Annotated in this window: 28 protein-coding genes; 14 read left to right on the top strand and 14 right to left on the bottom strand. The window is 57.0% G+C overall.

Features of this window, described 5'->3' with window-relative positions:
• Positions 1-131 precede the first annotated feature (131 nt).
• Entirely contained in the window at positions 132-1187 is a 1056-nt protein-coding gene (locus ACEWZM_RS02650) for a hypothetical protein (protein WP_414004974.1), read from the top strand.
• Positions 1188-1196: 9 nt separating this feature from the next.
• Here ACEWZM_RS02650 and parE read toward each other — a convergent pair whose 3' ends face one another.
• The gene (parE, locus tag ACEWZM_RS02645; RefSeq protein ID WP_414004973.1) at positions 1197-3155 is read right to left on the bottom strand and encodes a DNA topoisomerase IV subunit B; all 1959 of its coding nucleotides are present in this window, start codon (positions 3153-3155) and stop codon (positions 1197-1199) included.
• A 312-nt stretch (positions 3156-3467) separates the two neighbouring features.
• On the opposite strand from parE, the gene ACEWZM_RS02640 reads away from it, so the two are divergent.
• Positions 3468-4883 (top strand): pyridoxal phosphate-dependent decarboxylase family protein, encoded by a 1416-nt coding sequence (locus ACEWZM_RS02640; RefSeq protein ID WP_414004972.1) that lies wholly within the window; start codon positions 3468-3470, stop codon positions 4881-4883.
• 162 nt (positions 4884-5045) lie between these two features.
• Entirely contained in the window at positions 5046-5654 is a 609-nt protein-coding gene (locus ACEWZM_RS02635; RefSeq protein ID WP_414004971.1) for a peroxidase-related enzyme, read from the top strand.
• 49 nt (positions 5655-5703) lie between these two features.
• Here ACEWZM_RS02635 and ACEWZM_RS02630 read toward each other — a convergent pair whose 3' ends face one another.
• Entirely contained in the window at positions 5704-6438 is a 735-nt protein-coding gene (locus tag ACEWZM_RS02630) for a DUF2461 domain-containing protein (protein ID WP_414004970.1), read from the bottom strand.
• 144 nt (positions 6439-6582) lie between these two features.
• On the opposite strand from ACEWZM_RS02630, the gene ACEWZM_RS02625 reads away from it, so the two are divergent.
• Complete coding sequence (locus ACEWZM_RS02625; protein ID WP_414004969.1) at positions 6583-7968, top strand: MATE family efflux transporter; 1386 nt, start codon at positions 6583-6585, stop codon at positions 7966-7968.
• Between the two features lie 187 nt (positions 7969-8155).
• Here the strand turns inward: ACEWZM_RS02625 and ACEWZM_RS02620 are convergent, their stop codons facing one another.
• The 3 genes from ACEWZM_RS02620 to ACEWZM_RS02610 all read right to left on the bottom strand — a co-directional run bounded on the left by ACEWZM_RS02620 (position 8156) and on the right by ACEWZM_RS02610 (position 11054).
• Complete coding sequence (locus tag ACEWZM_RS02620; RefSeq protein WP_414004968.1) at positions 8156-9019, bottom strand: delta-class carbonic anhydrase; 864 nt, start codon at positions 9017-9019, stop codon at positions 8156-8158.
• A 346-nt stretch (positions 9020-9365) separates the two neighbouring features.
• Positions 9366-9797 carry a hypothetical protein gene (locus ACEWZM_RS02615; protein ID WP_414004967.1) on the bottom strand — a complete coding sequence of 144 codons (432 nt, stop codon included), beginning with the start codon at positions 9795-9797 and terminating at the stop codon, positions 9366-9368.
• A 15-nt stretch (positions 9798-9812) separates the two neighbouring features.
• Positions 9813-11054: a pyridoxal phosphate-dependent aminotransferase gene (locus tag ACEWZM_RS02610; RefSeq protein ID WP_414004966.1), complete on the bottom strand. Its 1242-nt coding sequence runs from the start codon at positions 11052-11054 to the stop codon at positions 9813-9815.
• Positions 11055-11113: 59 nt separating this feature from the next.
• Between ACEWZM_RS02610 and ACEWZM_RS02605 the strand changes: the two genes are divergently transcribed.
• The 3 genes from ACEWZM_RS02605 to ACEWZM_RS02595 all read left to right on the top strand — a co-directional run bounded on the left by ACEWZM_RS02605 (position 11114) and on the right by ACEWZM_RS02595 (position 12337).
• Positions 11114-11509, top strand: a complete 396-nt coding sequence (locus ACEWZM_RS02605) for a helix-turn-helix domain-containing protein (RefSeq protein ID WP_414004965.1) — start codon at positions 11114-11116, stop codon at positions 11507-11509.
• Positions 11506-11766, top strand: a complete 261-nt coding sequence (locus ACEWZM_RS02600) for an FAD assembly factor SdhE (protein ID WP_414004964.1) — start codon at positions 11506-11508, stop codon at positions 11764-11766. Before ACEWZM_RS02605 ends, ACEWZM_RS02600 begins: the two co-directional genes overlap by 4 nt.
• A gap of 73 nt (positions 11767-11839) precedes the next feature.
• The gene (locus ACEWZM_RS02595) at positions 11840-12337 is read left to right on the top strand and encodes a MarR family winged helix-turn-helix transcriptional regulator (RefSeq protein WP_414004963.1); all 498 of its coding nucleotides are present in this window, start codon (positions 11840-11842) and stop codon (positions 12335-12337) included.
• A 482-nt stretch (positions 12338-12819) separates the two neighbouring features.
• On the opposite strand, the gene ACEWZM_RS02590 is transcribed toward ACEWZM_RS02595, so the two are convergent.
• The 3 genes from ACEWZM_RS02590 to ACEWZM_RS02580 form a co-directional block, all read right to left on the bottom strand.
• Entirely contained in the window at positions 12820-13248 is a 429-nt protein-coding gene (locus tag ACEWZM_RS02590) for a VOC family protein (protein ID WP_414004962.1), read from the bottom strand.
• 116 nt (positions 13249-13364) lie between these two features.
• A complete protein-coding gene (locus tag ACEWZM_RS02585; protein WP_414004961.1) occupies positions 13365-14789 on the bottom strand; it encodes a hypothetical protein in 1425 nt (474 codons plus the stop codon).
• Positions 14790-14793: 4 nt separating this feature from the next.
• Entirely contained in the window at positions 14794-15732 is a 939-nt protein-coding gene (locus tag ACEWZM_RS02580; RefSeq protein ID WP_414004960.1) for a thymidylate synthase, read from the bottom strand.
• Between the two features lie 344 nt (positions 15733-16076).
• On the opposite strand from ACEWZM_RS02580, the gene ACEWZM_RS02575 reads away from it, so the two are divergent.
• Complete coding sequence (locus tag ACEWZM_RS02575; protein WP_414004959.1) at positions 16077-16910, top strand: thymidylate synthase; 834 nt, start codon at positions 16077-16079, stop codon at positions 16908-16910.
• Between the two features lie 12 nt (positions 16911-16922).
• Positions 16923-17399: a dihydrofolate reductase gene (locus ACEWZM_RS02570; protein ID WP_414004958.1), complete on the top strand. Its 477-nt coding sequence runs from the start codon at positions 16923-16925 to the stop codon at positions 17397-17399.
• Positions 17400-17471: 72 nt separating this feature from the next.
• On the opposite strand, the gene ACEWZM_RS02565 is transcribed toward ACEWZM_RS02570, so the two are convergent.
• From ACEWZM_RS02565 to ACEWZM_RS02545, 5 genes are all read right to left on the bottom strand, one after another.
• Positions 17472-18629, bottom strand: a complete 1158-nt coding sequence (locus ACEWZM_RS02565) for a M24 family metallopeptidase (protein ID WP_414004957.1) — start codon at positions 18627-18629, stop codon at positions 17472-17474.
• A gap of 124 nt (positions 18630-18753) precedes the next feature.
• Positions 18754-19554 (bottom strand): maleate cis-trans isomerase family protein, encoded by an 801-nt coding sequence (locus ACEWZM_RS02560; RefSeq protein WP_414004956.1) that lies wholly within the window; start codon positions 19552-19554, stop codon positions 18754-18756.
• Between the two features lie 434 nt (positions 19555-19988).
• The gene (locus ACEWZM_RS02555) at positions 19989-20411 is read right to left on the bottom strand and encodes a carboxymuconolactone decarboxylase family protein (protein ID WP_414004955.1); all 423 of its coding nucleotides are present in this window, start codon (positions 20409-20411) and stop codon (positions 19989-19991) included.
• A gap of 13 nt (positions 20412-20424) precedes the next feature.
• Positions 20425-20718, bottom strand: a complete 294-nt coding sequence (locus tag ACEWZM_RS02550) for a DUF1330 domain-containing protein (protein WP_414004954.1) — start codon at positions 20716-20718, stop codon at positions 20425-20427.
• Positions 20711-21442: a GntR family transcriptional regulator gene (locus tag ACEWZM_RS02545; protein WP_414004953.1), complete on the bottom strand. Its 732-nt coding sequence runs from the start codon at positions 21440-21442 to the stop codon at positions 20711-20713. Before ACEWZM_RS02545 ends, ACEWZM_RS02550 begins: the two co-directional genes overlap by 8 nt.
• A gap of 102 nt (positions 21443-21544) precedes the next feature.
• On the opposite strand from ACEWZM_RS02545, the gene ACEWZM_RS02540 reads away from it, so the two are divergent.
• Genes ACEWZM_RS02540 through ACEWZM_RS02520 form a run of 5 tightly spaced genes read left to right on the top strand, consistent with a single transcriptional unit; the run spans position 21545 to position 26368 of the window.
• A complete protein-coding gene (locus tag ACEWZM_RS02540; protein WP_414004952.1) occupies positions 21545-22147 on the top strand; it encodes an amino acid synthesis family protein in 603 nt (200 codons plus the stop codon).
• On the top strand, positions 22119-22931 hold the full coding sequence (locus tag ACEWZM_RS02535; protein WP_414004951.1) for an alpha/beta fold hydrolase: 813 nt from the start codon (positions 22119-22121) through the stop codon (positions 22929-22931). The genes ACEWZM_RS02540 and ACEWZM_RS02535 overlap by 29 nt, the downstream gene beginning before the upstream one ends.
• Positions 22928-23836, top strand: a complete 909-nt coding sequence (locus ACEWZM_RS02530) for a flavin reductase (RefSeq protein ID WP_414004950.1) — start codon at positions 22928-22930, stop codon at positions 23834-23836. Before ACEWZM_RS02535 ends, ACEWZM_RS02530 begins: the two co-directional genes overlap by 4 nt.
• A 14-nt stretch (positions 23837-23850) precedes the next feature.
• On the top strand, positions 23851-24888 hold the full coding sequence (locus ACEWZM_RS02525; protein WP_414004949.1) for an LLM class flavin-dependent oxidoreductase: 1038 nt from the start codon (positions 23851-23853) through the stop codon (positions 24886-24888).
• A gap of 13 nt (positions 24889-24901) precedes the next feature.
• On the top strand, positions 24902-26368 hold the full coding sequence (locus ACEWZM_RS02520; protein WP_414004948.1) for an aldehyde dehydrogenase: 1467 nt from the start codon (positions 24902-24904) through the stop codon (positions 26366-26368).
• A 170-nt stretch (positions 26369-26538) separates the two neighbouring features.
• Here the strand turns inward: ACEWZM_RS02520 and ACEWZM_RS02515 are convergent, their stop codons facing one another.
• The gene (locus ACEWZM_RS02515) at positions 26539-26745 is read right to left on the bottom strand and encodes a cold-shock protein (RefSeq protein ID WP_414004947.1); all 207 of its coding nucleotides are present in this window, start codon (positions 26743-26745) and stop codon (positions 26539-26541) included.
• Between the last annotated feature and the right edge of the window lie 95 nt (positions 26746-26840).

The raw sequence follows: 26840 nt of genomic DNA, 5'->3' as shown, positions 1-26840 counted from the left end.
AGGCGCGGACCTTGTGTTGGGATGCCTCCGGCGGGAGTATTTTGAACCAAGAAGAAGCGGGAGCGGTTTTGCTGATTGACGTGGATTTATTTCTTGTGAAAGTTGAGTGGTGATTAGCAAGGGTAAGTGTCTTGAGCCAAATACAAATCCGGTTCGAAGTTCCGAACCACTACATTAGCGTTAACGCCTTTGTGGCATCTGCGAGTTCGGCTCAACGAGCACTGAAGGCCCTAAATAGAGAACTCTTCGAAGACCAATTGGATCTGGAGTTAGTTGTCTTTGCTCCCGAGCCTGGTAGCGTTCGCCAGATCCTTAAAGTAGTGGTGAAAGGTGCGAAAACTACTGCATGGACAATGGCTGGTGGCTACACGTTACTCTGGACCATTGTACAAGGCCTAGAAACGGATATCGCAAAGGAAGTTGTTAAAGAGCTGACAGGTAAGCTTCCTGCACAAATCGCGGCGGAGGCAGTAGGTGATTTCAAAGAACGTATCGAACTGGCGAATACTGAAAAAGAAAGAGAAGAGCTTGAGAGAGCTGCGACAGAACAAGCATGCAAAGAAATTGCAGAAGTAATGTCACAGGCTTCGTCGTCTGTACTGGCCGCGCCGCGTGAAAAGCTGGAAGCACTGCCGGTATCGGAGAAGACAGTTTTCGAATTGTCCGATGCTCAAGCCGAAATGTTCGAAGGGTGCATTGCGGATCCTGCGATCTCATCGGTTGAGATTGAAAATAAAGATCTCCCCCCTATTCCCAGAAATGAATTTCCGCGAAGGGCAATTCGGCCTAAGAGGCCTGATCCTGAACTAGATGAAAACGAAGAATGGAGGGTGAGTTTGGAAACCCTTATTGTTACCTCTCCAAACCTTGAGGAAGAGGACCAACAAGCTAGGCAATGGAAGGGCAAGACTGCCAACGAGAAAAAGGCGTTGTTTACTGTCGAAGATCGAGAATTCTGGGATCGGTTACACCGAAAAGAGTTCAGTTTTGCAGAAAACACGGAGATTGTCGTTCAAGTTGCTACGCGATTTTTGAACGGTAGAGCAAAGCAGTCCAAAGTCCTAAGGGTACTCAAATTCGAGGGGATGAACATAGCACAGCCCATTGATGAAAATGGGCTGCGTGCAATCTTGGGGGAACTGAGTTCAGCTAGCAAAGATGAAGGGTTTGGGTTTTTGCTTCATTAGCAGCACTCCTCAAACATCCAGCTCCTCCACGAACTTCGCGTTCTCCTGAATATACTGGTAGCGGAGCTCGGGTTTTTTGCCCATCAGCTGTTCGACCAGCTCACCGGTCTCACCCGGTTCGTCCTCGTCGATAGTGACGCGGATCAGCTTGCGGGTCGTGGGGTCCATTGTGGTCTCTTTCAGATCCTTGGCGTCCATTTCGCCAAGACCCTTGAAGCGGCTCACGTCGATCTTGCCTTTGCCGCCCAGGCCTTTTTCCATCCAGGTGTCGCGCTCGGCTTCGTCTAGGCAGTAGACGCGCTTGGCGCCCTGGGTCAGGCGGAACAGGGGCGGGCAGGCGAGGTAGAGGTGGCCGCCGTCAATGAGCGGGCGCATCTGGGTGAAGAAGAAGGTCATCAGCAGGGAGGCGATATGGGCGCCGTCGACGTCCGCATCGGTCATGATGATGATCTTGTCATAGCGCAGATCGTCGAGGTTGAATTTGGTTCCGGTGCCGACGCCAAGCGCCTCGCACAGATCGCGGATTTCGGCGTTGGTGCCGATCTTGTTGGAGGCGGCCCCCAATACGTTGAGGATCTTGCCCTTGAGCGGCAATAGCGCCTGATTGGTCCGGTTGCGCGCGCCCTTACCAGAGCCGCCAGCGCTATCGCCCTCCACGATGAAGAGTTCGGTGCCGGCCCGGTCCTTGGAGGTGCAGTCGGTCAGCTTACCGGGCAGGCGCAGTTTCTTGGTGGCGGATTTACGTTGTGTCTCTTTTTCCTGTTTGCGGCGCAGGCGTTCCTCGGCCCGCAGAACAAGGAAGTCGAGGATAGCACCTGCCGATTTGGTATCAGCGGCCAGCCAGTTGTCGAAGTGGTCGCGGACGGAGTTTTCCACCATCTTGGTAGCGGCCTCGGTCGAGAGGCGATCCTTGGTCTGGCCCACAAAGGCGGGATCCGCGATAAAGCAGGAAACCAGCGCACAGCCGCCCGCCATCAGATCATCACGGGTGATCTGCGCGGCTTTCTTGTTGCCGACCAGCTCTCCATAGGCCTTGATCCCCTTGAGGATCGCGGCCCAGAACCCTGCGACATGGGTGCCGCCCTCGGGCGTGGGGACGGTGTTACAGTAGGATTGGGTGAAGCCGTCGCGGGAGGGGGTCCAGTTGATCGCCCATTCGACATAGCCCGGTGCGTTGAATTTCTCGCGGAACTCCACTTTACCCGCGAAGGGCGCATCCGCGTAGACCGAGGATTTGCCAAGCACTTCTGTCAGATAGTCCTTGAGACCGCCGGGGAAGTGGAAGGTGGCTTCGTTTGGTGTTTCACCATCGTCAATATGGCTCTTCCAGCGGATTTCAACGCCGGAGAACAGATAGGCCTTGGAGCGCACCAGTGTAAACAGGCGCTTGGGTTTGAACCGGTGCGAGCCGAAGATCTGCTCATCTGCGTGAAAGGTCACAAAGGTGCCGCGCTTGTTCGGGGCGGCGCCAATCTTTTCCACCGGCCCCAATGGCAGGCCGCGAGAGAAGCGCTGTTCGAACAGCTCCTTGTTCTTGGCCACTTGCACAACCAAGGAATCCGACAGCGCGTTTACCACCGATGAGCCAACACCGTGCAGGCCGCCCGATGTCTGATAGGCTTTGCCGGAGAATTTGCCGCCTGCGTGTAGGGTACAAAGAATGACCTCAAGCGCGGATTTGTCGGGGAATTTGGGGTGTGGATCGATTGGGATGCCACGGCCGTTGTCGGTGATGGTGACGGAATAATCCGCGTTCAGGATGACCTCGATACGGTTAGCATGGCCCGCGACAGCCTCATCCATGGAGTTGTCGAGGATCTCTGCCACCATGTGGTGCAGCGCGCGCTCATCGGTGCCGCCGATATACATGCCGGGGCGCTGGCGGACCGGCTCCAGTCCTTCCAGAACCTCGATTGAGGAGGCGTCATAGGTGTCGGTATTCGGCGTGCTGAGGAGGTCGTCGGCCATATGTGGGGGCTGCTCTTCTTTGGTTTTGGTTAAGTCCATTATGGCAGGAGTGACGGTGCTGCGAAAGAGGGGGAAACGGCTGTCTGTTTTGGAACCGCGGCGTGTGACTGCGGTGTGGGCCGGTGGCTTGTGGGTAACCTGTGGACCACTGCCGGATCTGTTGTGGGCAACCTGTGGAGGGTTTGTGAACAGAAGGCGGGCCTCTGTGGACAATATCGTTCAATTGACTGTGGGGTTTGGTGAATAATCCGTGCGATGCGCACGCTCGCAGGCTAGACCGATGCCTGAGCAGACAATGAGGAGGGCACGCAGATGGCCGATAAGGGACTGGACCCAGAGGATTGGGCCGAAACACGGGCAGAGGCGCATCGGATGCTGGAGGCCGCACTGGATCAAGTGCAACAGGCCGCAGATCGTCCCTGGCAACCTGTGCCCGATGATATTGATGCACGTTATGCGGTGAGACCTGAGGCGGGCGGGCCGCAGGCGGCAGTCGAGCGGATTATTCAGGATGTACTACCCTATCATGGTGGGAACACCCATCCGCGGTTCTGGGGCTGGGTGCAGGGGAGCGGGCTGGCATCGGATCTGATCGCTTCGGTCGCGGCGGCTGCCCTAAATGCTAATATGGGTGGGCGTGATCACGGGGCCAACTACATGGAACGCGCCGTGGTGGAGTGGACACGCGCTAAGATGGGAATGCCTGAAAGCGCCAATGGCCTGCTGGTTACGGGGACGTCACAGGCGACGGTGATCGCGTTTCAGGCTGCGCGGTTGCGGGTGCTGAAAAGCCTGCGCAAGACCGGGCAGGGGAACGCGCGACTGATGGTCTACGCGGGCGACGGGGTGCATAATGCAACGATGAAGGCGGTTGAGCTGCTTGGCATCGGCTCAGATAATTTGCGGCGGGTGCCATTGGTGGCAGGGCAAATGGACTGTTCAGCATTGGCTGAGATGGTCGCTGCCGACCGGGCTGCGGGAGCTTTGCCGTTTCTGGTGGTTGGCACGGCAGGGTCTGTGGATCTGGGCTTGTTCGATGATCTGCATGCGCTAGCGGATGCGGCGGCGGATCTGGGGCTGTGGCTGCATGTAGACGGAGCCTTTGGTGCCTGGACACGGATAGCGGAGGAGCCTTGGAGATCGCTGTCAGACGGGATTGGACGGGCAGACAGCATTGCGCTGGATTTCCACAAATGGATGTATGTCGGATACGATTGCGGCATGGCGTTGCTGCGCCACGAGCACGAGCACCGGGCTGCCTTTGCAGCGCGCCCGTCTTATTTGGAAGGCGCCGAGCGCGGACTGGCCGGTGGCGAGCCATGGTTCTGTGACTATGGTATTGATCTTAGCCGTGGGAACCGGGCGCTGAAGGTCTGGACAGCGCTGGAAACCTATGGCGAAACAGCATTTGCGCAGGCAATCACTGACAATTGCAAGCTGGCAGCGTTTATGGCGGCAGAGGTTGAGGCACAGCCCCTTATGGCGTTGGGGGCACCGGTGGTGTCAAATGTCTGTGTGTTCACCGCCCGCAGCGATCTGGATGCGCAGGGGCAATCTGAAGTGAACGCACGGGTTGTCCAGTCCCTGCAGGAGTGCGGTGATGCTGTATTTTCCACCACACGAGCCGACGGCCGGGTTATGTTGCGCGCTGCGATTGCCAACCACCGCAGCCGTGCAGAGGATGTACGTGCGGCGATCGCGGCCGTGGCGCGGGAGGCAGTGACATAGAGGCGGTGACGTATTCGGAGTGCCTTGTAGGGTACCCCATCCTTAGATGGGCCTAGAGCATGCGGAGTGTCCCGACTTAAGGCCAGACTATCTGCGTTCCGTTTCTACTTCCATTGAGCTGAACAGCCGCTAGTCTCCGGGCAAATGATCAGGGAGGGGCGCATGGCCTGGATCAGGACAGTTCCGTTTGAAGAAGCAGCCGGTAAGCTGAAAAAGCTCTATGAGCGGGTGACTGGCCCCGGAGGGAATGTCGACAATATCATGTTGGTGCATTCTCTCAGGCCGCATTCGATGGAAGGGCATATGGCGATCTACAAGGCAGTGCTGCACCACAGCGGTAACAGCCTACCCAAGTGGTATCTTGAGGTGCTGGGTGTTTGGGTGTCGTCTTTGAATGATTGCGGATACTGCGTGGAGCATCATTTCTCCGGGCTGCAGCGCCTGTTACGGGATGCCACGCGAGGGGAGGCCATTCGCGCCGCGATTGAGGCTCGCAATCTTGAGCAGGCTCCCTTGGATGCAGCGCAACGCGCAGGCTTGGCCTATGCACGTAAGCTGACAGAAGCGCCAGCCGCAGTGATTGAGGCGGATGTCAATGCGCTGCGCGCCGCCGGTCTGGATGACGGCCAGATCCTGGAGATCAATCAGGTCACGGCCTATTTTTCTTATGCCAATCGCACGGTCCTGGGTTTGGGGTGCTCGACCAAGGGTGATGTGCTGGGCCTGAGCCCTAACAACAGTGAAAATCCGGACGATTGGGGCCACAGCTGAGTGGCTTCCTGATAGGCCTTGGGATCTATGCGCTGGGCTGTCGAAGACGCTAGGCCGTGTCAATATCTGTCAGGATTGGGCGTAACAGGATAAACAGTGGTTCCAGCATGAGAGCCGCGCTGCAGATTGTGCCCATCGGTACAATTTGCGCCTTAGGGTCCAGATCACACCAAAGGGTCAGCGATTTGCGGCGCAACAGATCCGCATGGGGATGGGTCTTCCCAAAAGGCGCAGGTACGCGGGTCAGTTCGGCAGCATTGGCCATAAACCGCTTGAGAGTGAGGATATCTGTCAGGGCAGCGAGCTCATCGGCAAAACCGCTGTCAGGTGAGGCATCGTGGCCTGCCACATGATCCAACCCGGCGGTGGGGTAGTCTCGCGTGAACGGTTGGCCCGCGACAGCACTACGCCACCGGGTGAGAGCCGCGCCCTTCAATGTCATGACACCACCACCTACCCGCAGGCGGTTTGCTTCGATGCCAAAGAACAACCCGGCCCCGGGCAGGCCGGGCAGCTGCCAGAGCATGTGTACATGAGTGTGATAGGGCGTTTTGTTCTTTGAAAACCGCAGATCACGTTGGGGGCGAAACAGTTTGCCCTGAATGCCGGGATGATGGGGACGCAGATAGTCAGCAACTTCGCTCAGCAGGGTTTGTGCGGGATCACGCACCTGTAGGTCATATCGACTTTTTTGGGTTTTGAACCAGTCACGCGAATTGTTTTTTGCAAGCTCCGCAAGGAAGGCTTGCGCATCCGGAATCAACTGGCCTGTGGTGTTGCTCATGCTGGCTCTTCCTCGTGACAACTGACCTCTACCGGCGAGCCTAGCACAGGTTGAGCAAATACGGTGGCGAAGGACAATGCCTCCAATGAACCCAGAGTAGAAATCATGCTTGCCGTTACGTTGCCCGGTGCCTAAGGCTTGGGCATGACACAAAGATTGCCGCCACCCGCCCCGAACACGCTCCTTGGCCACAGCCGCGCGATTGCGCTGCTTGGGGTGCCATTGATCGGCGGCCATGTTGCGCAGTTTGCTATTGGTTTGACGGATACGGTCATGTTGGGTTGGTACGGAGTGGAGGCCCTGGCTGCGGTGACGCTGGGCTCGACCTATTTTTTTACGATTTTCCTTCTGGGTTCAGGTTTTGCATTTGCGGTGATGCCGATGGTTGCAGCGGCGGCAGGCGCCGGTGAAGACCGCCAGATCCGGCGCAGCACCCGGATGGGGCTATGGCTGTCGCTGGCTTATGGCGTCATGGTCATGCCGTTGCTGTGGTGGTCGGAAACGATATTGCTGCTGCTGGGTCAAAAGGTGGAGGTCGCCCATGCGGCGGCACAATACCTGAAGATTGCCGGTTGGGCTCTGTTTCCGTCGCTGCTTTACATGGTGTTGAAAAGCTACCTTGCAGCGCTGGAACGTACGCAGATCGTGCTTTGGGTATCAGTGTTGGCGGCGGTGCTGAATGCTGCAATTAACTATGCCTTGATTTTTGGCAATTGGGGCGCTCCAGAGCTGGGCGTCACCGGGGCGGCGCTGGCCTCGCTTGTGACCAATATCTTTGCCTGTCTGATTGTCCTGTTCTATGCGCTGAAGGCCCTGCCGGAATATGAACTGCTAAGGAATTTCAGCCGCCCCGACTGGGAGATGCTGGGCCGGGTGCTGCGTATGGGTATACCGATCGGTCTGACCAATCTGAGCGAGACCAGCCTGTTTGCCGCTTCGGCGATGATGATGGGTTGGCTTGGAACAGTGGCGCTGGGCGCGCATGGGATTGCGCTGTCGCTTGGCGGACTGACCTTCATGATGCATTTGGGGCTGTCCAATGCTGCGACGATCCGGGCTGGCAATGCCTTTGGTCGTGGGGACCGGGATCACATGGCACGCGGTGCGCGGGTGGTGACGGCGATGTCTTTGGGCCTGTCTGTGCTGGGCATGGCTCTGTTTCTGGCAATACCGGAGACGCTGATTTCGCTGTTCCTCTCACCCAATGATCCGGATCGGGCCGAGATTGTCATTATCGGAGTTGTGCTGCTGGCAGCGGCTGCATTATTTCAACTGATGGACGGAATGCAGGTTATAGCGCTGGGCCTATTAAGGGGCGTGCAAGATACCGGCGTGCCAATGGTGATTGCGGCTCTCAGCTATTGGGCAGTTGGTATTCCCGCGTCATATCTCCTGGGATTTACCTTCGATATGGGCGGGCTTGGTGTCTGGCTTGGGTTGGTCATGGGGTTGTCGGTTGCAGGCATGTTCCTGATGATCCGTTTCTGGCGCCGGTCGATCAACCTGGTTGGTCAGTCGGCTGAGTCGTAAGCAGAGGCGTATCGATGACCGTGGTCCTGAGTGGCAGCAAGATCTCTGAAAATTTCGCCCAGAGCCCTCAGCTCCAATGAAAGACGGAGGGACAGCACGCCCCTCCATTCGTTGTTTCTATTCAGCAGGCTGAGCTACCGCCTGTGTGCCCTGCCAGCTACTTCCCGCCAATGTAGGCGTGGCAGTGTCAGTTGCTGATCGGTGACAACAGATCCTGGTTGGTCACCAGATTGCGCACCCCATGGGCGTGGGTTTCATCGAAGCTATTGTTCGCCAACCAAGTGGCAACGCTGTGAATATTGACGCGAACCACCTCGGGCCGGACGCTCCATGTCACCTGAAATGGGGAACCCGTAGTGTTGTAGCCTGGGCCGGTGGTCGAGCCTGCATACGTTACGGGCGTGCCAGTGTTGCTGGGGATGTTCTGTACCTGGTGCAGATCGTTTTTTACTGTCAGATCTGTCAGTTCTGTGAAGTCTGCGGCGGATTTGTCGTTGACCAACACATAGACTTGCGCTTCGACACGCAGCTGTGGGTTTTTAATCGCATCACTGAGGCAAGCGCCCAGTGTTGGGCCTGGGGTGACTTTGGCAGTGGTATGAACGTAGTGAACCTCAATCGTGTCGCCGGGTTCCAGATCGCCGTGACCACCAGCGCCGATGGGGCTGTCCAGCGGCGCCAGTTCAGCCTCTGTCAGAGTGCCGTCGTATTGATAGCCACTGCCATAGCCCTTGCCATCGCCATTGCCCGCATAGCGGGTAAATTCACCACCGCGATGTTCTGCATTCTCATGAAAGTGGATATTGCAGAGGTTCATTTCTGCTGCAGGCGGCGCAGTTTCAAAAATACGGGGGTTTTGGCCTTCGGCCAGATCGATGTCACGGGGTGATTGTGGGCCGAAACCCGCCCCAATAGTTGATTTTGCCAAGGCGGCACGTTGTTCGGCAACAACACCGTCATTTACGGGACCGGCGCTATCTGTGGACGCGAAGGTAACGGAGGCAAGAGGCAGCGTGGCAACGGCGGCAATAACCGAGAGATATGACGTCATAATGAGTCCTGTCTTAATTGATTTTCATTGGGAATGGTGGCGACAGTGGTGAATTTGTACGGGACCTTGAGGTGGGGCCGGGGGGATCACGTCACAATCCTCACTGTCGCTTCTGTTTTTTAGGTCGATTGTGTGACAATTATATTAATCGACCTGCAGTTGCAATCATCGCATTTTGGCCTCACAGTTTTGTCAAGGTCTTTTTGATGAATTGCGTCACCGTTATTTGCGGTGACGTTATGAAATACGGCCATTTGCGGCTCGATATATAGATAGACCAAAGAAACCATATGGCCCGGTAGGAGACTGATTATACTGATTATACTGATTATCAGGTTAAACCAAATCAGGAGGCGTTGTCATCCTTGCTGTCATCACCATTCTTGATCAACCGGTCGGCTTTTTTACGGACCAGTACAGAACGTAGATCATGCATGGCTAGCAGAATCTGATCGGTGATCTCTTCCAGCTGTGCGTCGCTGGCCCCGCTCTGCGCCCAATGGGTCGTGAGGTTGAGGTGATCAATAGCGCGATGAATATCGTCGATATCCCGTGCCGCCAGAGTGGCTTGACGTTGATCAATCCAATCCTGAATAGCCCTTAGATCCTCGGGGCTGAGGCTGCGATCGCCATGCGGGCGGATCTGGCCACTGCGTAGTTTGACCACTGCAATGTGATCCAACTCCAACCGCCGCTGTCGATTCTCGCTATCAACGCGAAACACAAACGCACCGTTGTCACGCACGCGAAAGTAATAGTCAGGCAGTGATGCAGCCATGTGGGAGATCTCCGGTCAGCGCAGCGCGGCGCAGAATGTCTGAATGCGGCGACAGGCTTCGGTCAGGGTCTCATCTGATGCGGCATAACTGATACGGAAGTTTGGTGATAGCCCATAGGCTGCGCCATGTACAACGGCGACATTTGCTTCCTCCAGCAGTGCCGTGGCAAAGGTTTCATCATCGACAATCTTTACGCCCGCGGCGGAGGTGCGCCCGATCAACCCGGCAATCGATGGGTAGACATAGAAGGCCCCATCGGGAACCGGACAGGCGAGGCCGTCGATATCATTCAACATCGAAACCACCAGATCGCGGCGGCGATGGAATAGCGCGTTGTTGGGAGCGATGTAATCTTGGGGGCCGTTCAGGGCCTCCACTGCAGCCCATTGGCTGATCGTGCTGGGATTGGATGTCGATTGCGACTGGATCTTGCGCATCGCATCAATCAGGATTTTGGGGCCGGCCGCGTAACCAATCCGCCAACCGGTCATTGCATAGACCTTTGAGACGCCATTGCAGGTGAGGGTGCGATCATAGAGTTTGGGCTCGACCTGGGCCGGGGTGCAGAAAGTAAAATCGTCGAACACCAGATGCTCGTACATGTCATCGGTCATCACCCAAACATGCGGGTGCCGCAGCAACACGTCAGTCAGCGCTTTCAGCTCCTCGGGGTGATAGCCAGCACCGGTCGGGTTCGAGGGAGAGTTGAAGATGAACCATTTGGTATTCGGCGTAATCGCGGCTTCCAGCTGGTCTGCAGTGATCTTGAAACCTGTCTCGAGCGAGGATTCCACGCAGACGGGCGTGCCGCCTGCCAAGCGGACCATATCAGGATAGGATACCCAATACGGGGCAGGGATAACCACCTCATCGCCGGGGTTCAGTGTTGCCATTAACGCGTTGTACAGGATCTGCTTGCCACCGGTGCCAACCGATACCTGTGCCGCCGTGTAGTCCAGCCCATTGTCGCGTGCGAACTTATCGCAGATCGCCTGTTTCAACTCGGTGATGCCGTCGGGGGCGGTGTATTTCGTCTTGCCCGCCTGAATGGCGCGGATCGCGGCTTCTTTGATATTGTCGGGCGTGTCAAAATCCGGCTCGCCAGCGCTCAACCCTATCACATCGCGACCAGCGGCGCGCAGTTCCCCGGCCAGAGTGGTCACGGCGATTGAGGGTGACGGTTTGACGCGGGAGAGGCTGTCGGACAGGAGTTGCAATGGAAAGACCTCTGTTTGAAGTTCATGTAGAACTGTCATAGGGTGCCGCTAACATGCGATCAAGCGACATCGCTGAACAGGCTAACAGGAGCAGGCAAATGAGCAACGACGACATGAATTGGTATGGCCCTGAGGCCGCTACATTTGGGGATCGGGTGGCTGCTGCGCGTGAGGCCGCCGGTATGACGCAGGCGGAGCTGGCGCGTCGTTTGGGAATCAAGAAGACAACATTGGCCGGTTGGGAGCAGGATCTATCTGAGCCGCGCGCCAATAAGCTGTCGATGATGGCAGGCCTGTTGAATGTGTCTATGCGCTGGTTGTTGACCGGCGAAGGCGAGGGCATGGAAGCTCCGGCAGGTGAACAGGTGCCACAGGATCTGGCAGCCGTGATGACCGAACTGCGTCAACTGCGCGAAGAACTGCGCGGCAATGCCGACCGGGCTGCGCGTTTGGAAAAACGCCTACGCCTGGTGATGGAAGGCAGCGTGCAATGAGCGAACTGCCTGCTCATCGTCTGAAGCGGCTGCAAATGCGATCCATGCGCCGCGGAATCAAGGAGATGGACATTCTCCTCTCGGCCTATGCCGAGCGGACGCTGGCGGGTATGGAAACGGCTGAGTTGGATCTCTATGATCTGCTGCTCGAAGAAAATGACCAAGATCTCTACCAGTGGGTGACAGGCCAAGTGGCCGCACCTACACAGTTTACCGCGCTGGTTAACGACATAGCGCAAACGCATCAAAAAGAATAAAATTTCAGCTTAACGGATTTTTCGGGAATTTTCCGCATTGTGGCCGTCAGACACCATCGAGTCGGAGATGCGGATGAGTATGGAAATGCAAATCGGCCAGCAGGACACCAAAGGGTTCATGACTGGCTACCTTGAAGCGCTCGCTATGGTCGAGCGGCTTCACCGGCTGCTGCTGGATGTGATCAAGGATGAGTTTGAGCGCGTCGGCGTGCTCGAGATCAATGCGGTCCAAGCCCTGCTGTTGTTCAATATCGGCAACAACGAGGTTACGGCGGGCGAATTGAAATCGCGCGGCTACTACCAAGGCAGCAATGTTAGCTACAACCTGAAGAAATTGGTCGAAATGGGCTATATGCACCACCAGCGTTGCGAGATTGATCGTCGCTCGGTTCGGGTGCGCCTGACGGAGCGTGGTCGCGAGATCCGCGATATCGTCTCAGCCCTGTTTTCGCGCCATGCCGAGGGTTTGGAAGGCAAGGGGGTGATCAGCGGTGAAGGCATTGCAGATATCACAACCTCGCTGAAGCGGGTGGAACGTTACTGGTCTGACCAGATCCGCTACATTTACTAAGCCGGATTATGCACGTCTATTTTGACGCGCCCTATAGATCGCAACGCATATTTCTTACAGGCAGAACGCCGTATATTTTTGATATGATAGATCCCTTTGATCTGCTGCACGCCAGCTGATCTGACCAAGCTAAACCGACGCTGACCGTGCAGAAGGCCGGAACGTGATCGGATACGGAGACCAGAAGGTCCAGCAGGCTTGGAAGCTCTTAAATCACAGTGCGATTGCTACACCACCGGGATACCGGCTGGTGCGTTTTGGTGTAGCCTGATGCCGGTTGAGTGATCTTTGGCCTAGATAAGGCATCGGCCAGCAATCTTACACGGTAGTTCGATCTAGGTGCAGTCCGGAATCGTGTATGCTCGGGTTGTACGACGATATCCGCGGCCGATGATCGTGTTCTAAGTTGTAGGGATGATGGTATCGCCGACGTTCCGAGGCAGGTGATTGAAACCATCCTGCCCCGGAGTGCATCCGGCAGTTTACCAGCTGCCGGTGTTTTCCATGCTGGCCCAAGGCTCAGCCGGGGCCTGTGACTCACCGTTTTGCAGCAGCTCGATCGAGATGTTGTCGGGGGAGCGGACAAACGCCATATGACCGTCGCGTGGAGGGCGATTGACTGTAACGCCATTGTCCATCAAGTGCTGGCAAGTGGCGTAGATGTCATCAACCCCATAGGCGAGATGGCCAAAGTGGCGGCTGTCGCTGGGCAGCGCGTCGTCGCCATCCCAATTATATGTCAGCTCAAGCGGCGTGTCTTCCTGACCTTCTGCGGCCATGAAAATCAGCGTGAAGCGACCTTTTTCGCTATCGTAACGTTTGGTCTCTTTCAGGCCTAAGAGCGCAAAGAAGGCCATGGATTTTTCCAAGTCTTTGACGCGAACCATAGTGTGCAGGTATTTTAGTGGCATCAGTGTATTCCTCGTGTCAGGACGTCTGGCGCAGCGGGCGCGACGACGTGTCGGATATCTCAGGCCAAGACCATAATGCGCCAGCCACTGGTGACCAGAGCGATTGCGGGTTCTTGTTAGAATTTGGACTGAATTCCCAGTGATAGTGACAGCTCACGCGATTGAAAACGGCTGTGATTGCTGTCCTTTTTACCCGCGCGCAGGCGCAGCGTCGGGGCAAACCCTGCATAATCATAATCCTCGAAGAACAGATTAACATCCGCGTAGAGCGAGGTATCCTCGCGCCCGTCGGGCAGGTGCCGAGCAGGAAACCCGGCGATAAACTGTGGATAATCCGACCGACCCAGGATCAACCCGGTGCTGACCTTAGCCGGGCCGAGCGGCTTGGCAAACTGATAGCCCAGCCGAAGCGTCGCAGTGCGGTTGGAGGTGTTTACATGGCCAGAACGGATATCGCGCAGGGCGACGCTGACGTCGATCTGATCGCCGTTCTGCAATTTGCGGTTCACCCGTGCCCCCAGCCCGAATACTTCGCCATCTTGTGAGGGCCCTCGGGGATCGAGCCGCTGTTCGGCCATACCATGTACGGTTAAGCCTGTGCGCGCCGACAGCTGCCAGCTGCGCCGGGCCGTTAGTTTGATCAGGTCATAGCTTTTGTCGCCACCATACCACGCACTGCCGAAGCTGATCCCAATGGCGGCCGAACTTTTTCGTTCGGGGGCGCCGATAGCAAAGGCATGGGTCAGGTTCAGCTCCGCATAGGTGGAGCCGAACTCGCTGTTGCGCGGCACGCTGGTGCGGGACTGCTGGGCAAGGGTGGCCGCCTTTGCCTTAGCATCTGACGACAGCGCCACGCGTTGCACATATCCGCGCAAACTCAGCGTCGTCAGGCTGTAGCGGCTTTCGTGAAGGCGGCGGCTGAGCGACATGTCCAGAACTCCGACCGTCCCTTCAAGTGCGACGGACCGGGGACCAAACCGCCCGAGCGTTGGCACGCCGTCGATGACCTCCAGAGTGCTATCAGCACCGTTGTTGACATTGTTTGATGGCTTAAGTTCCCCGCGCAACTGAAAGGACCACGGGTTGATACGCCGCAGGATCTTGTAGTCTGCAGCGATGCGTTTCTCGCTGACATCATCCGGGGCATGAATGGCAGTGCGGCGCAGCCAGATCTGCGCGAGCGTTGGTCGTTCGTCCTGTACCGAGAGGCGCGCGGCAAGCTGGGCGGCGCGAAATTTTCCAGCACTGTCAGGTGAAAATCGGTAGGCTCGTGCGGCAGATCTACGTCCAGCGCCGGGAGTTTTGAGTCGAGCCTGAGCCGCTGCTCGCAGATACCAGGCCAGGTGATCTCGCCGATCTGCCCGCAACAAGGCGCGGGTCAGATCCAAAGTCAGCTCAGGCTTGCCGGTGCCAAGAGAATGGACCGCCAGAAGTCGGCCCTGCTCAAGGCTTAGATGCTGTTCGGGTATCGGCTCTGCTGCAGCCAAAGGTGGTGCAACAAGCATCGCCAGTGTGAAGGCTGCGGCCAGGCTCCGCCGCATGGGATCAAGGTACCGGTTGGTCGCAGACGTCGGAACTTTCAGCGGTACCGCACTGGCCCAGAACAAAAATTCCGTATTCCTCGACACCCTGAATGGTTTCAATATGTTCGGCCGCGAAGATCGACCCACCAACCGATGTGGCATCGGTGCCAGCAAAAATGCCACCGTAGGTGCCGACATCAGTACGGGTGCCGTTGGCGACTTGTGACGCGATCCCTGTAAAGGTGCCGTTGTCTGCAATCGCCGTTGGGGCGAGATCAAGCGCCAGAAGTGTTTCGGGAACGGCGCCAGCTGACGTGGGTTCAATCTGTCGATTGTAGATGGTGCCGTTGACCACGTTATCGCCAAAATCGGCATTGATGAAAGCATCGCCGGTCACTTCGGCAGTTTGGGCTGGGCGAATGTCGCCGGGCGTGCCGGGTGTCACCGGCAGCAAATCACCACCATCACCTGCAACATTCAACAGACCGACATAGGTGCCAGCGTAGCTGACCAGACCACCCGAAGCGACGTCCTCGGTTGGCGCTGAATAGTCACCACGGCGGCCGTAGTTTGTGCCCGCAAAGTAGTAGGAGAACTGACCCCCGGTGCCGACCGCAACTGCAAAAGCGCCATCTTCGATTTCGCGAACATAGGCTGTGACGTGACGGTCAAGCGAGCTGTCCTGTGCCGTATAGGCCAGATAGCCGTCGCGATCGAGTGCCGGACGACGGCGATAGCTGGCGGAAAATGGTGTGTCATCCAGGCTGAGGCCGGTGATCACCAAGGTGCCTGCGTCGGCGTCGTAGGCGACGCTATCAACATCGGAGGCTAGGACTTCGGGAACAATTGGATCGGTGGTGGTGTCGCCATCAGTGGTATCATCGGTGGCAAAGGGATTGGTGCCCCCACCACATGCCGACAACAGTAACACTGCTGCAAGTCCAAGCATTGCCCGCTTCATCTGAATTGACCTCAAAATTTCTTTGTTTCCGGTAGTGTCTTGTCGCGGTTGCGGAAAGTCAATTGAATTGGCGCGTCTGTTCGGTGGTCTGCTGGGGATCGTGGCGCTTCGGTGACCCTTTTCAAGTGGAGGTCTATCTGACTTACAATTTGCAAGGGCTGTCGCGTTCACAGAAGCCAAAAGGAAGGGGCGTGTTGGTCTGTAATTTGCATGCAAACGCTTGAGATCCGAGGCCAGAGCAGGCTAGACACATTAAACACCAGAACTGACACACGACAGACATAAGTGCAGGATCGGCGGGCAAATCTATATGCGCCGCTTTGGAACCCGCCGGGGAGAGCGACATGCGCCAATACCACGATGCTTTGCAGCATATTCTGGACCACGGAGAAGCAAGCAGCGACCGAACCGGGACTGGTACGATTTCCTATTTTGGTATGCAGACGCGCTATGCGCTCGCGGATGGGTTTCCTTTGGTGACCACCAAGAAACTACACCTGCGTTCCATCATTCATGAACTGCTGTGGTTTCTCTCTGGTGATACCAATATCAGCTATCTGAAGGAAAACGGGGTCTCGATCTGGGATGAATGGGCGGATGAAAACGGAGATCTGGGACCGGTTTATGGCCATCAGTGGCGGCATTTTCCGCGACTGGAGCTTGCACCGGGCACCACCGGGGATGAACCATTATACCGTGCAGGCAGCGTGGATCAGATCGCAAATCTGGTTGAGATGATCCGTACCAGCCCGGATAGCCGTCGCCTGATTGTATCGGCCTGGAATCCCGCAGATGTGCCCGATATGGCGCTGCCGCCATGCCATACGCTGTGGCAGGTGCGGGTGCAGGGGCGACGGGTGCATCTGCAGCTCTATCAACGCTCGGCGGATATGTTTCTCGGGGTGCCGTTTAACATTGCCTCCTATGCGTTGCTGCTAAAGATGCTGGCGCATGTGACCGGCTATGAGGCGGGTGATTTCATCCATACCATTGGCGATGCGCATATCTATTCCAACCATATGGATCAGGTGAAATTGCAATTGTCGCGTAATCCGCAAGCGTTGCCGGAACTGCGCATCACCCGCGATGTACCTTCGCTTTTCGATTTCAACTACGATGACTTCGAGGTTCTGAATTACACCCCGGATCCGGGCATCAAAGCTCCTGTAGCGGTTTGAGGAAGACCTGAAATGATTACTCTTATTGTTGCGCGAGACCAAAATGGGGCCATCGGCAAGGACAATACAATTCCTTGGCATGCACCTGAGGATCTGAAGTGCTTTCAACGCGAAACCCTGGGTGGGGCTTTGGTTATGGGGCGTAATACCTGGGATAGCCTGCCGGTGAAGCCATTGAAAAACCGGCTGAACCTTGTGGTGTCCTCAAATCCGGATGCTGCTGATCTGGTCTGCCCCTCTATTGAGGCTGCGGTGGAAGAAGCAGGTGCACAGGGCTATCATCGGATCTACGGCATTGGCGGTGCAGGCATCTATCAGGGGATGATGGATATCGCGGATCGAATGCTGATTACCGAGGTCTGCACCGAGGTCGCGGATGCTGATACCTATTTCCCAGAGTTTCAGGCTGGGGATTGGCGCATTGCCGGTCAAACGCGGCTTCGCAGCGAGGCACCGGCCTGTACCGTAATAGAATATCTCCGCCGTTGAGCCGGGAGATTTTGGGCATAAGGCCATTCGCCCCGCTGGATCACCTTGCGGTGGGGTGAATTTCATTTGAACTTAGATAACCGGTAGGTCTGGTGCAGCGCGCGTGCTAAGCAGGCGACCGCCCTGCGGTGTCACCACAATGTTTTCCTCATGCACCATCATCAGCCCTGCGCCATAGGATAGTGATGGCTCCAGCGTCAGGACCATGTTTTCCTGAAGTTCCGTTGTGTCAAAGGCGGCGTGCGAAGGTTGCTCGGTCAGTTGCAGGCCCAATCCATGCCCCAGACGGCCGATGTCGCCACCGCTATCGTCCATTTCTGCGATCACAGATGACATGGCCTGGAACAGATCGCGGCAGCTGTTGCCGGGGCGTGCGGCGGCCAATCCGGCATCGGTTGCGCGCCACAGGACATCATAGGCACGCTGCGCGGTTGTGTCTGCGTGGCCGATGGCCCAGTTGCGATCAAAATCGCAATAATACCCATCCAGAACCATGCCGCTGTCCAACATCAGGATATCGCCAGTGGCCAGCGGGGTCGCATCGGGCGGCGAGATCACGTCGGCGTAGCCACCCGGCGCGCTGGCCCCGACCACATAGGGCGCTCCATCGGCTCCCTGTGCCAGCGCTTCGCGGCGAAAGGCGCGGAAGACCTCCTCCAGCGGGACGCCTTCGCGGGCAAATTGCGGGACCGCGTCAAATGTAGCGGAGCCGATAGCGCATATCCGCGAAAGTTTGTCAATTTCGGCAGGAGATTTCACCATCCGAAGTCCGTGCACCAAACCGGTTGCATCACGGATGCGCAAGGCGGGCAGGGCCGTCATCAGCCGTTCCCAATCCCCCAAGGGCATCCGCAGATGGGTTTCATGGCCCTTCATCACGCCAACTGTCTTGAGCGGCGACAATGCCTCAATCAACAGGCTGATTCCGTCGTCCTGCGGGTTGGGTGCGGACCAGCTGCGAATATCGTCCAGCCAGCATTGGCGCATCAGGCTCACGCCGATTTCGGGTATGATTGCGATGGGTTTGCCATTGGCAGGGACCAGCACAAACCACGGCCGCGTCGGGCTTTGCCAGAACAACGTTTGAAACCCGGTAAAGTACTGCACCTCGGGTTCGCTCATCAGCAGCATCCCGTCCATCCCGGCCTCGGCCATACGATCCTGGGCAAGCTTTGTTCTGGCGGCGTATTCTACATCGGGAAATCCGCGTGTGGTCGGCGAATCTGTCATAGGGACCTCTGTGACTTTGGGCGTGTAGGTGAATGGGTGTTTGCTGAGATGGCGGCAGCGACGAATACGGCGACCGGCACCAAACGTGGCATGGCGTGACGTGCGGGCGAAAACCGCAAAAAGATCAAATTCTGGCTGTTGGCTTCAGATCCTGACCAGCATGTTTGAAAATCTGCCCAAACCCCTCCAGCTCATCCATGATCCCGGCGCGGCGCAGGCAGGACCACATCAGCGCCTGATTGGAGGTTATAACCGGTTTGCCTGCGGCCTGTTCGATCTCATCCACCACTTCCAGTGAACGGATGCCACTGCAGGAAAGGAAAATCGCATCGGCCTCTGGTTGATCAATCTCCAATGCGAATTCTTTCCAATAGGAAGGTTCCACCTGGCCGAACTCCGCACCGGTTTCCAGCTGCAGTCCCTGAATGTCGAGAATGTCAAAGCCAGCAGCCAGCAAATACTCCGCCTCGGAGGTGTTGATATCGTCAAGATAAGGCGTGCCAACAACAATCTGTTTTGCGCCGATTTCGTGCAGGGCGTCGATGACGCCGGTGACGATACACATCGGCTGCGTGTATGGCGCGCCCTTACTGATCTCGCGAAAGACGTTTTCCTCTCGGCATACAATTGATCCGGAGGTGCAGCAATAAGCAACGACTTCGGGCTTCATATCCGGTTGCAGACGTCCGGCAGCATCGGCCATGTGGTCAATGTGGCGGGCCAGTGTTTCGTTGGTGGTGTAGTCGTCTGTTTTGAGCCGGGTGACATGGACGCCAACACCGACTGGAGCCATAGCAAAAATATCCGCTTCGCAGGCCAGATCGGTGGACATCAGGATAAACCCGAGACTTGCGCGATGCGCTGTGCCCTTGCCCATCAGCGGCGAGCGGGGTTTCGACTGAACGATTTGACCGGATTGGAACATCAGAGACGACCCTTGTTTGTGTATTTTGGATGGTGCGCCAGTTCTGCCCATCCCTTTGGTGTAAGCATTGTGCAGATTCCGCCTTAGGTTCGGTATCCTGTGACCGGGCGGTGGCGGTCAATAGCTTGCAACATGTGTGTTAGCTTGACCAGCCGCCGACCTTTTGTGTTATCGCGCTAGGGGATAATTGCGCAGCTGACAGGATGTGGCGTATCGAAAACTCTGTAAATGGTGATCAAATAGGGAGCCATTTCTGACTGTCGCGAGAAAATTCATCACCGCATGGCAGGAGTAACTATTGGCAGGTCCAAAGTCGGGCGATTCATGCCGACGGATGTGATGAAGGTCGTCAAAGCGTCGCTTGATATCCTTGGAGCTGGGCAGCCGCGTAGCTTAATGTGTGAGTGGCCAATAGCTGCCCGATATATTATCGATCAGGCCGGTTCGTGTTGGCTCAGTACCGCTTTGGCCGCACGAAAACACTCCAGCCCCTGCGGGACACCACAGTAGATTGCAACCGCGTGGATAATCGCGCGGATTTCCTCTGGGGTAACGCCATTGTTCAACGCACCTCGGCAGTGCAATTCCCATTCATGCATCTTGCCAAGCGCGCCAATCATGGCGAGGTTCATCATCGAGCGCGTTTTGGCGTCAATTGTGTCGTCACCCCAGCCGAAGCCCCAGCACCACGCGGTCATGGCTTCCTGAAACGGGCGAGTGAAATCATCGGCTGCGGCGAGGTTCTTTTCCACATATTCCGCCCCAAGTGTGGATTTGCGCTGCTCCAGACCTTTCAGAAACAGATCTTCGTCAAAGGTGCTCGTTTGGGCGGTGGTCGGCGCGGGTGTGCTGCTCATTGAGTTTTGTCCTTCATGGGGCGAGGCCTTCGACGATGGCGATTTCTGCGGTGCAGGCTGCCATTCGATGGGCGCGGGCAGATTGATATTCCGGCGAGTGGTAGCAGGCCAATGCGGTGTCCATGCTTGCAAACTCAATGACTACGTGGCGTTGATACCCATTGCCTTCCAGTGTTTCTGCAGCGCCGCCGCGCGCCAAGAACCGCGCACCGTATTTGGCAAAAGCCGCCGGTGCGTGTTCCTGATAGCCAGCGTAGCGGGCCGGGTCTGTAACAGTCACAAAAGCGATCCAGTAGCCCTTAGCCATGATGTATGTCCCGTTCTAGCAAATAGGTGTCGTTTGGATCTTTCTTGGGCTCTTTCAGGAAACGTTCCGCCGTGGCGGCGGCGTCGGTAATATGTGCTTCTATCGACCGTCGAGCGGCCTCGGGATTGCGGCTGAGGATGGCGTCGTGGATGGCTGCCATATGGCTCATCCCGGAGATCTCGCGGTCTTTGGCGGCGATGGTCAGCGCACGTAACCGGCTTATTCTGCCATTCAGACGCTGTACGATTTCCCAGGCGATGGAATGGCCGGCCTGAAGGAAGATCAGCTGATAGAATTCGGTGGTGGCCTGCAGAAGGCTGCTCCATTCGGTGTCGCTCATTGATGCCTCAACAGCTGCCAAGGCGCGGCTGAGGCCTGGTGCAAATTCGGGTTTCTGGATCTCTGCGCAGGCAGCAGCGGCAGAACCTTCCAATTGACGGCGTACCTCATAGATCTGCTGCGCCTGATCCCAGGATAGACGTGCCACTACTGGGCCGCGATTTGGGATGATCTCGACCAACCCTTCGGCCTCCAGATAGCGAATCGTCTCGCGCACAACGGTCCGGCTGACACCGAGCTGGTCGCAGAGCGGGCGCTCAACCAGCCGTTCTCCGGGGGCGAAATGGCCATCGATAATCGCCTCTCGCATCCGATCCTGCACGATATCACGCAGGGTTTGCGGGGCTTTTTCGATTTTTCGGAGCGTAGTCTGAGGGCTATCCATGGCGATCTCACTAGCAGTGTCCGACGGGCGTATCAAGTAGTATTGACATACAGTATAATGGTATACCATAAGATGATTAAGATGCAGATCAGGAGAGTCTCAATGCCCGCTGAAATCCGTAAAACGCTGCTTCATGTCGAAAAGACACTGATCGAAGGCGGCAAAACTGCTGCAACGCCGCTGACGCTGATTGCGGCCATGGCGGTTATACGCAACCCATGGGCCGGGCAGGGGTTCGTCGAGGAACTGGGCCCGCAGATCCGGGACTGCGCACCGGGGCTGGGCGCGCTGTTGACTGAGATGATACTGGAAGCTGCAGGAGGCGGTGATCGGGTCGAAGGTTACGGGAAATCCGCGATCGTTGGTCTGAACGGAGAGGTCGAACATGCCTCCGCGCTGATCCACACACTGCAATTTGGCAATCACTATCGTAACGCGGTCGGGGCGAAGTCCTATCTGTCGTTCTGCAACACTCGCGGCCCGGCCAATGCGCCGTTGATGATCCCGTTGATGGATAAAAACGATGCGGGCAAACGGTCCCATTACCTGACCATCCAGACATCCGTTGCCGATGCACCGGCCGCAGATGAGATCCTGATTGCACTTGGGGCTTCAATCGGCGGACGTCCGCACCACCGTATTGGTGACCGCTATCAGGATCTGAAAGAGCTTGGCCATGACGTCGACAATCCTGCAGCTGTCTGAAACAGGCCAGGCCTTCGCGTTTCGCGAACGGGGGCAAGGCGCGCCTGTATTGCTTTTGCATGGCGTTGGCATGCAATCCGCGGCTTGGGATCCACAAGCCGAGGAACTGAGCCATACGTACCGGGTAATCGCCCTGGACTTGCCCGGACATGGCGGTAGCGCGCCGGTGCCTGCGGGCAGTGAGCTGCCGGATTTTGTAAGCTGGCTACACGATGTGATCCGCACACTGAAGATTGGCCCGGTTAGTATAGCCGGGCATTCCATGGGGGCGCTGATCACCGCTGGTTTTGCCATAAGTCATCCGGAAATGACCGCCCGCGCTGCCCTTTTGAACGGTGTGTTTTGCCGTGATGCCGCAGCCCGCGCTGGGGTGGTTGCCCGAGCTGCGGATATTCGCGCAGGCAAAGGTGATCTGGAAACGCCCCTGGCGCGCTGGTTTGGCGATAGCGCGACGGATATCAGCGCCCGCAACCTCGTGGCAGGCTGGCTTCGGGAGGTTGATCCATCGGGCTATGCCACGGCTTACTCTGCTTTTGCGCGGGGGGATGCGACCTATGCTGACCGGTTTTCCGAGATTGCTTGCTCTTTCCTGGCCATTACGGGCGATGGCGATCCAAATTCAACGCCGGCTATGTCGCAGGCGATGGCCGCACAGGTACAGGATGGTCGTGCAGTAACCATCACCGGTCACCGTCATATGGTAAACCTGACTGCACCAGACCTCGTTACCAGCCATCTACGCGACTGGCTGAACTCACCGACCCAACTGGAGGCCCTGTCATGACATCTCTTGATCCGCGCGCGCTGCGCCACGCGTTTGGCACCTTCATGACGGGGGTGACGGTGGTGACGGCCCATGATCAGGCTGGTGAACCCATCGGCTTTACCGCCAATTCCTTTACCTCAGTCTCGCTGGATCCGCCCATGTTGTTGGTTTGTCTTGCCAATAGCTCGCGTAATTATGATGCAGTGGTCACCAGTGAAGGGTTTGCAGTGAACATACTGGCGGAGACGCAGATCGACATCTCAAATACCTTTGCCCGCCCGGTCGAGGATCGTTTTGCCGGGATCAACTGGCAAAAGGGACCAGAGGGCTCCCCCTTGATTGAAGGCGTGTCTGCCTGGTTCGACTGCAGCCTGCACAAAACGGTGGAGGCCGGAGACCATGTGATCCTGATCGGCGAGGTCAAAGCGTTTGATGCCAGCCCGCATCCGGGCCTTGGCTATGCACGCGGGGCCTATGTGACGCCCGCCATGACGGCAGAGAGCGCAGTGACTGGCCCCGATTTGGTGGTCTCGGCGCTGATCGAACGCGCTGGAGAGGTGCTGTTGGTCGATGATGGCCAAGGCGGCGCGACCCTGCCTGAAGCGATAGCAGGAACTGATGGTGCCTCTGCTGCGCTGCGTCAATTGATTGACGAGACGGGCCTGAACGCAGAGCCGGGGTTTGTCTATTCGATCTTTGAGGATGTCGCGCGCAAACGGCAGCATGTCGCGTTCTTGTGTCATGCCGCGACCGGCACGCCCTCGCGCGGCGCCTTTGTCCCATTGGACAGAAGCGCGCTCGAGGATGTCGGTGACACGGCTATCCTAACCATGTTGGACCGGTACATCCGCGAGGCGGCATTGGGAGATTTCGGAATTTATTCAGGCGATCAACGCAGCGGCGAAGTCCGCCAAATCGCATAACGGCAGGTGACACAATGCGCTTTTCACTTTTTGTCCATATGGAACGCACCTCTGCGGAGCAGGATCAAAAGAAGCTTTATGACGACTTTGTCGCCTTGGCCAAGATTGCGGATGCCGGTGGCATGCATGCTGTTTGGACCGGCGAACACCATGGAATGGATTTCACCATTGCGCCAAATCCATTCCTGAACCTGATCGATCTGGCGCGCCAGACCAAACATGTGCGGTTGGGAACTGGCACCATTATCGCGCCGTTCTGGCACCCTATCCGCCTTGCTGGCGAAGCCGCTATGACGGATATGATCACTGACGGGCGTCTGGATCTGGGCATTGCGCGTGGGGCCTACTCTTACGAATACGAACGGATGGTGCCGGGTATGGATGCCTGGGACGCAGGCCTGCGGATGCGAGAGCTGATCCCGGCTTTGCAGGGGTTGTGGCAGGGCGATTATGCCCAGGAGGGCACCTATCATTCCTTTCCCGCGACCACGTCGTCTCCCAAGCCACAGCAGAAAAACGGCCCGCCCATCTGGGTTGCGGCGCGTGATCCCAATAGCCATGAATTTGCGGTTGCCAATGGCTGCCATGTGCAGGTGACACCGCTATGGCAGGGGGATGAGGAGATCACCCGGCTTATCGAGACCTTTGACGCGGCCTGCGCCAAGTTTCCCGATGTGCCGCGCCCACAGATCATGCTGTTGAACCATACCTATATTGCAGCCGATGCAGCCGATGCGCAGCAGGCAGCAGAGGAGATCAACCAGTTCTATTGCTATTTCGGTGCTTGGTTCAAAAACGAACGTTCCGTATCGCAGGGCTTGATCGACCCGCTGAGCGACGCTGACATCGCCGCACATCCGTTCTATTCGCCTGAGGCCATGTTGCGTGACAATGTCATTGCCACCGCCGAAGGTGCGATTGAGCGGATCCGAGGCTATAAGGCGCTTGGGTACGATGAATACAGTTTCTGGATCGACAGCGGGATGAGCTTTGAGCGCAAGAAAGCCTCGCTCGAGCGGTTTATCCGCGATGTCATGCCGGCATTTGCCTGAAGAGGGACATATCATGCAGCAGTTTCAACAGTACATCGGCGGGGTGTTCTCTGATGGCTCCGCCCGGTTTGAGAGCCATGATCCCGCGATAGGAACCGCTTGGGCTATGATGCCTGAGGCGCGCACCGTAGATGTGGAGGCTGCTGTTGCAGCGGCGCGTGCGGCGTTCCAGTCCCCCGATTGGGCGGATATGACGGCCACCGCGCGCGGCAAACTGCTGTACCGGCTGGCGGATCTGATTTCCGAAAACGCAGAGACACTGGCCCAGTTGGAAACCCGCGACACAGGCAAGATTATCCGCGAAACCTCTGCGCAGATTGCTTATGTCGCCGAATATTACAGATATTATGCTGGCCTCGCGGATAAGATCGAAGGTGCGCATCTGCCCATCGACAAACCCGATATGGAGGTTTGGTTGCGCCGCGAACCACTTGGGGTGGTGGCGGCAGTGGTGCCATGGAATTCGCAACTGTTTCTGGCGGCTGTCAAGATCGGCCCGGCGCTTGCGGCAGGTTGTACTGTGGTGCTGAAAGCATCAGAGGACGGTCCTGCGCCAATGCTTGAATTTGCCCGTATCTTTGATCAGGTGGGTTTCCCGCCAGGTGTTCTGAACATCATCACCGGCTTTGGTGCGGATTGCGGAGCGGTGCTGACTGCACATTCTGGAATTGACCACGTGGCCTTTACCGGCGGGCCTGAGACGGCGCGCCATGTGGTGCGCAATTCGGCAGAAAATCTCGCATCGACCTCGTTGGAATTGGGGGGGAAGTCGCCCTTCATCGTGTTTGAGGATGCCGATATCGATAGCGCTGTGAACGCGCAGGTTTCCGGCATCTTTGCCGCCACGGGCCAAAGTTGTGTTGCCGGCTCACGGTTGATCGTCTCCAACCAGATCAAAGACGTCTTCCTGCAGCGGCTAAAGGAAAAGGCCGAGAGCGCGCAAATTGGCGTGCCGGATAAGCGCACGACCGAGATCGGGCCGCTCTGCACCAAGGCGCAGTTGAACCGCGCGGTGGATCTGGTGGCCGCGTCGGTGGCCGCAGGTGCACAGATCGTAACCGGTGGGGCGCCGCTGGATCGTGAGGGTAATTTCTTTCCGCCAACGATCCTTGATTGCTCCAAGGCACCCGATGCGCCTTGCCTGAGCGAGGAATTTTTTGGCCCGGTTCTATCCGTGCGTGGGTTTGATACGGAGGCCGAGGCACTGGCGATCGCAAACGACACTGCACATGGCCTTGCCTCAGGTGTTTTTACCCGCGATCTGACACGGGCGCACCGGATGATCCGGGGTATTCGCGCGGGCATCGTCTGGGTTAACACCTATCGTGCGGTTAGCCCGATAGCGCCATTTGGTGGGCATGGGCTATCTGGTCATGGGCGCGAGGGTGGTCTGGAGGCCGCATTGGACTACACCAAGGTTAAGACGGTTTGGCTACGCACCAGCGATGATCCGATCCCGGAACCATTTGTCATGCGCTGATTACTACCGTAATCGCTGCTCTAGTCCACAGGGGGCAATGGTAGGCGCACAACGGATTGCATCCAGACCTTGCGATACCAGCGGCTGGATCTTGTCAGATTGTTGGGATTTTCAACAGACGTCGCAGGCTGGCTGCGCCTAAGGGTCAGCCTTAGCGCAGCCTGATTGTATCATTGGGGTCGAATGTCGCTGGCCATCTGGCGGCCGTCGCGCCCTTCAGTCATTTCGAAATCGACTCTTTGATTATCCGCGAGACCGGTTAGTCCTGATCGCTCAACCTGTGAGATGTGTACAAATACATCCTTGCCGCCGCCTTCAGGCTCGATAAAGCCATAACCTTTGGTTGTGTTAAACCATTTCACGGTGCCACTCGCCATGTTCCCGTGTCTCCTTCTTGTTATTGAGCCGTGCTAAACAACGATAATTTCACGATGCAGCGCGGTATGATCGGTCCTGACGCAGCTTGCTGACA

Source organism: Phaeobacter cretensis, from assembly GCF_047372505.1.
In the GTDB taxonomy this organism is placed as follows: Bacteria; Pseudomonadota; Alphaproteobacteria; order Rhodobacterales; family Rhodobacteraceae; genus Phaeobacter; species Phaeobacter cretensis.
Note: the sequence above shows the minus strand (reverse complement) of the source record. Positions and strands in the feature narration are given on the sequence as shown.

Excerpts from the sequence above, each read along its gene's own strand:
- parE (WP_414004973.1), bottom strand. The coding sequence starts at position 3,155 with ATGGCCGACGACCTCCTCAGCACGCCGAATACCGACACCTATGACGCC.
- ACEWZM_RS02640 (WP_414004972.1), top strand. The coding sequence starts at position 3,468 with ATGGCCGATAAGGGACTGGACCCAGAGGATTGGGCCGAAACACGGGCA.
- ACEWZM_RS02635 (WP_414004971.1), top strand. The coding sequence starts at position 5,046 with ATGGCCTGGATCAGGACAGTTCCGTTTGAAGAAGCAGCCGGTAAGCTG.
- ACEWZM_RS02630 (WP_414004970.1), bottom strand. The coding sequence starts at position 6,438 with ATGAGCAACACCACAGGCCAGTTGATTCCGGATGCGCAAGCCTTCCTT.
- ACEWZM_RS02625 (WP_414004969.1), top strand. The coding sequence starts at position 6,583 with ATGACACAAAGATTGCCGCCACCCGCCCCGAACACGCTCCTTGGCCAC.
- ACEWZM_RS02620 (WP_414004968.1), bottom strand. The coding sequence starts at position 9,019 with ATGACGTCATATCTCTCGGTTATTGCCGCCGTTGCCACGCTGCCTCTT.
- ACEWZM_RS02615 (WP_414004967.1), bottom strand. The coding sequence starts at position 9,797 with ATGGCTGCATCACTGCCTGACTATTACTTTCGCGTGCGTGACAACGGT.
- ACEWZM_RS02610 (WP_414004966.1), bottom strand. The coding sequence starts at position 11,054 with ATGACAGTTCTACATGAACTTCAAACAGAGGTCTTTCCATTGCAACTC.
- ACEWZM_RS02605 (WP_414004965.1), top strand. The coding sequence starts at position 11,114 with ATGAGCAACGACGACATGAATTGGTATGGCCCTGAGGCCGCTACATTT.
- ACEWZM_RS02600 (WP_414004964.1), top strand. The coding sequence starts at position 11,506 with ATGAGCGAACTGCCTGCTCATCGTCTGAAGCGGCTGCAAATGCGATCC.
- ACEWZM_RS02595 (WP_414004963.1), top strand. The coding sequence starts at position 11,840 with ATGAGTATGGAAATGCAAATCGGCCAGCAGGACACCAAAGGGTTCATG.
- ACEWZM_RS02590 (WP_414004962.1), bottom strand. The coding sequence starts at position 13,248 with ATGCCACTAAAATACCTGCACACTATGGTTCGCGTCAAAGACTTGGAA.
- ACEWZM_RS02585 (WP_414004961.1), bottom strand. The coding sequence starts at position 14,789 with ATGCGGCGGAGCCTGGCCGCAGCCTTCACACTGGCGATGCTTGTTGCA.
- ACEWZM_RS02580 (WP_414004960.1), bottom strand. The coding sequence starts at position 15,732 with ATGAAGCGGGCAATGCTTGGACTTGCAGCAGTGTTACTGTTGTCGGCA.
- ACEWZM_RS02575 (WP_414004959.1), top strand. The coding sequence starts at position 16,077 with ATGCGCCAATACCACGATGCTTTGCAGCATATTCTGGACCACGGAGAA.
- ACEWZM_RS02570 (WP_414004958.1), top strand. The coding sequence starts at position 16,923 with ATGATTACTCTTATTGTTGCGCGAGACCAAAATGGGGCCATCGGCAAG.
- ACEWZM_RS02565 (WP_414004957.1), bottom strand. The coding sequence starts at position 18,629 with ATGACAGATTCGCCGACCACACGCGGATTTCCCGATGTAGAATACGCC.
- ACEWZM_RS02560 (WP_414004956.1), bottom strand. The coding sequence starts at position 19,554 with ATGTTCCAATCCGGTCAAATCGTTCAGTCGAAACCCCGCTCGCCGCTG.
- ACEWZM_RS02555 (WP_414004955.1), bottom strand. The coding sequence starts at position 20,411 with ATGAGCAGCACACCCGCGCCGACCACCGCCCAAACGAGCACCTTTGAC.
- ACEWZM_RS02550 (WP_414004954.1), bottom strand. The coding sequence starts at position 20,718 with ATGGCTAAGGGCTACTGGATCGCTTTTGTGACTGTTACAGACCCGGCC.
- ACEWZM_RS02545 (WP_414004953.1), bottom strand. The coding sequence starts at position 21,442 with ATGGATAGCCCTCAGACTACGCTCCGAAAAATCGAAAAAGCCCCGCAA.
- ACEWZM_RS02540 (WP_414004952.1), top strand. The coding sequence starts at position 21,545 with ATGCCCGCTGAAATCCGTAAAACGCTGCTTCATGTCGAAAAGACACTG.
- ACEWZM_RS02535 (WP_414004951.1), top strand. The coding sequence starts at position 22,119 with ATGACGTCGACAATCCTGCAGCTGTCTGAAACAGGCCAGGCCTTCGCG.
- ACEWZM_RS02530 (WP_414004950.1), top strand. The coding sequence starts at position 22,928 with ATGACATCTCTTGATCCGCGCGCGCTGCGCCACGCGTTTGGCACCTTC.
- ACEWZM_RS02525 (WP_414004949.1), top strand. The coding sequence starts at position 23,851 with ATGCGCTTTTCACTTTTTGTCCATATGGAACGCACCTCTGCGGAGCAG.
- ACEWZM_RS02520 (WP_414004948.1), top strand. The coding sequence starts at position 24,902 with ATGCAGCAGTTTCAACAGTACATCGGCGGGGTGTTCTCTGATGGCTCC.
- ACEWZM_RS02515 (WP_414004947.1), bottom strand. The coding sequence starts at position 26,745 with ATGGCGAGTGGCACCGTGAAATGGTTTAACACAACCAAAGGTTATGGC.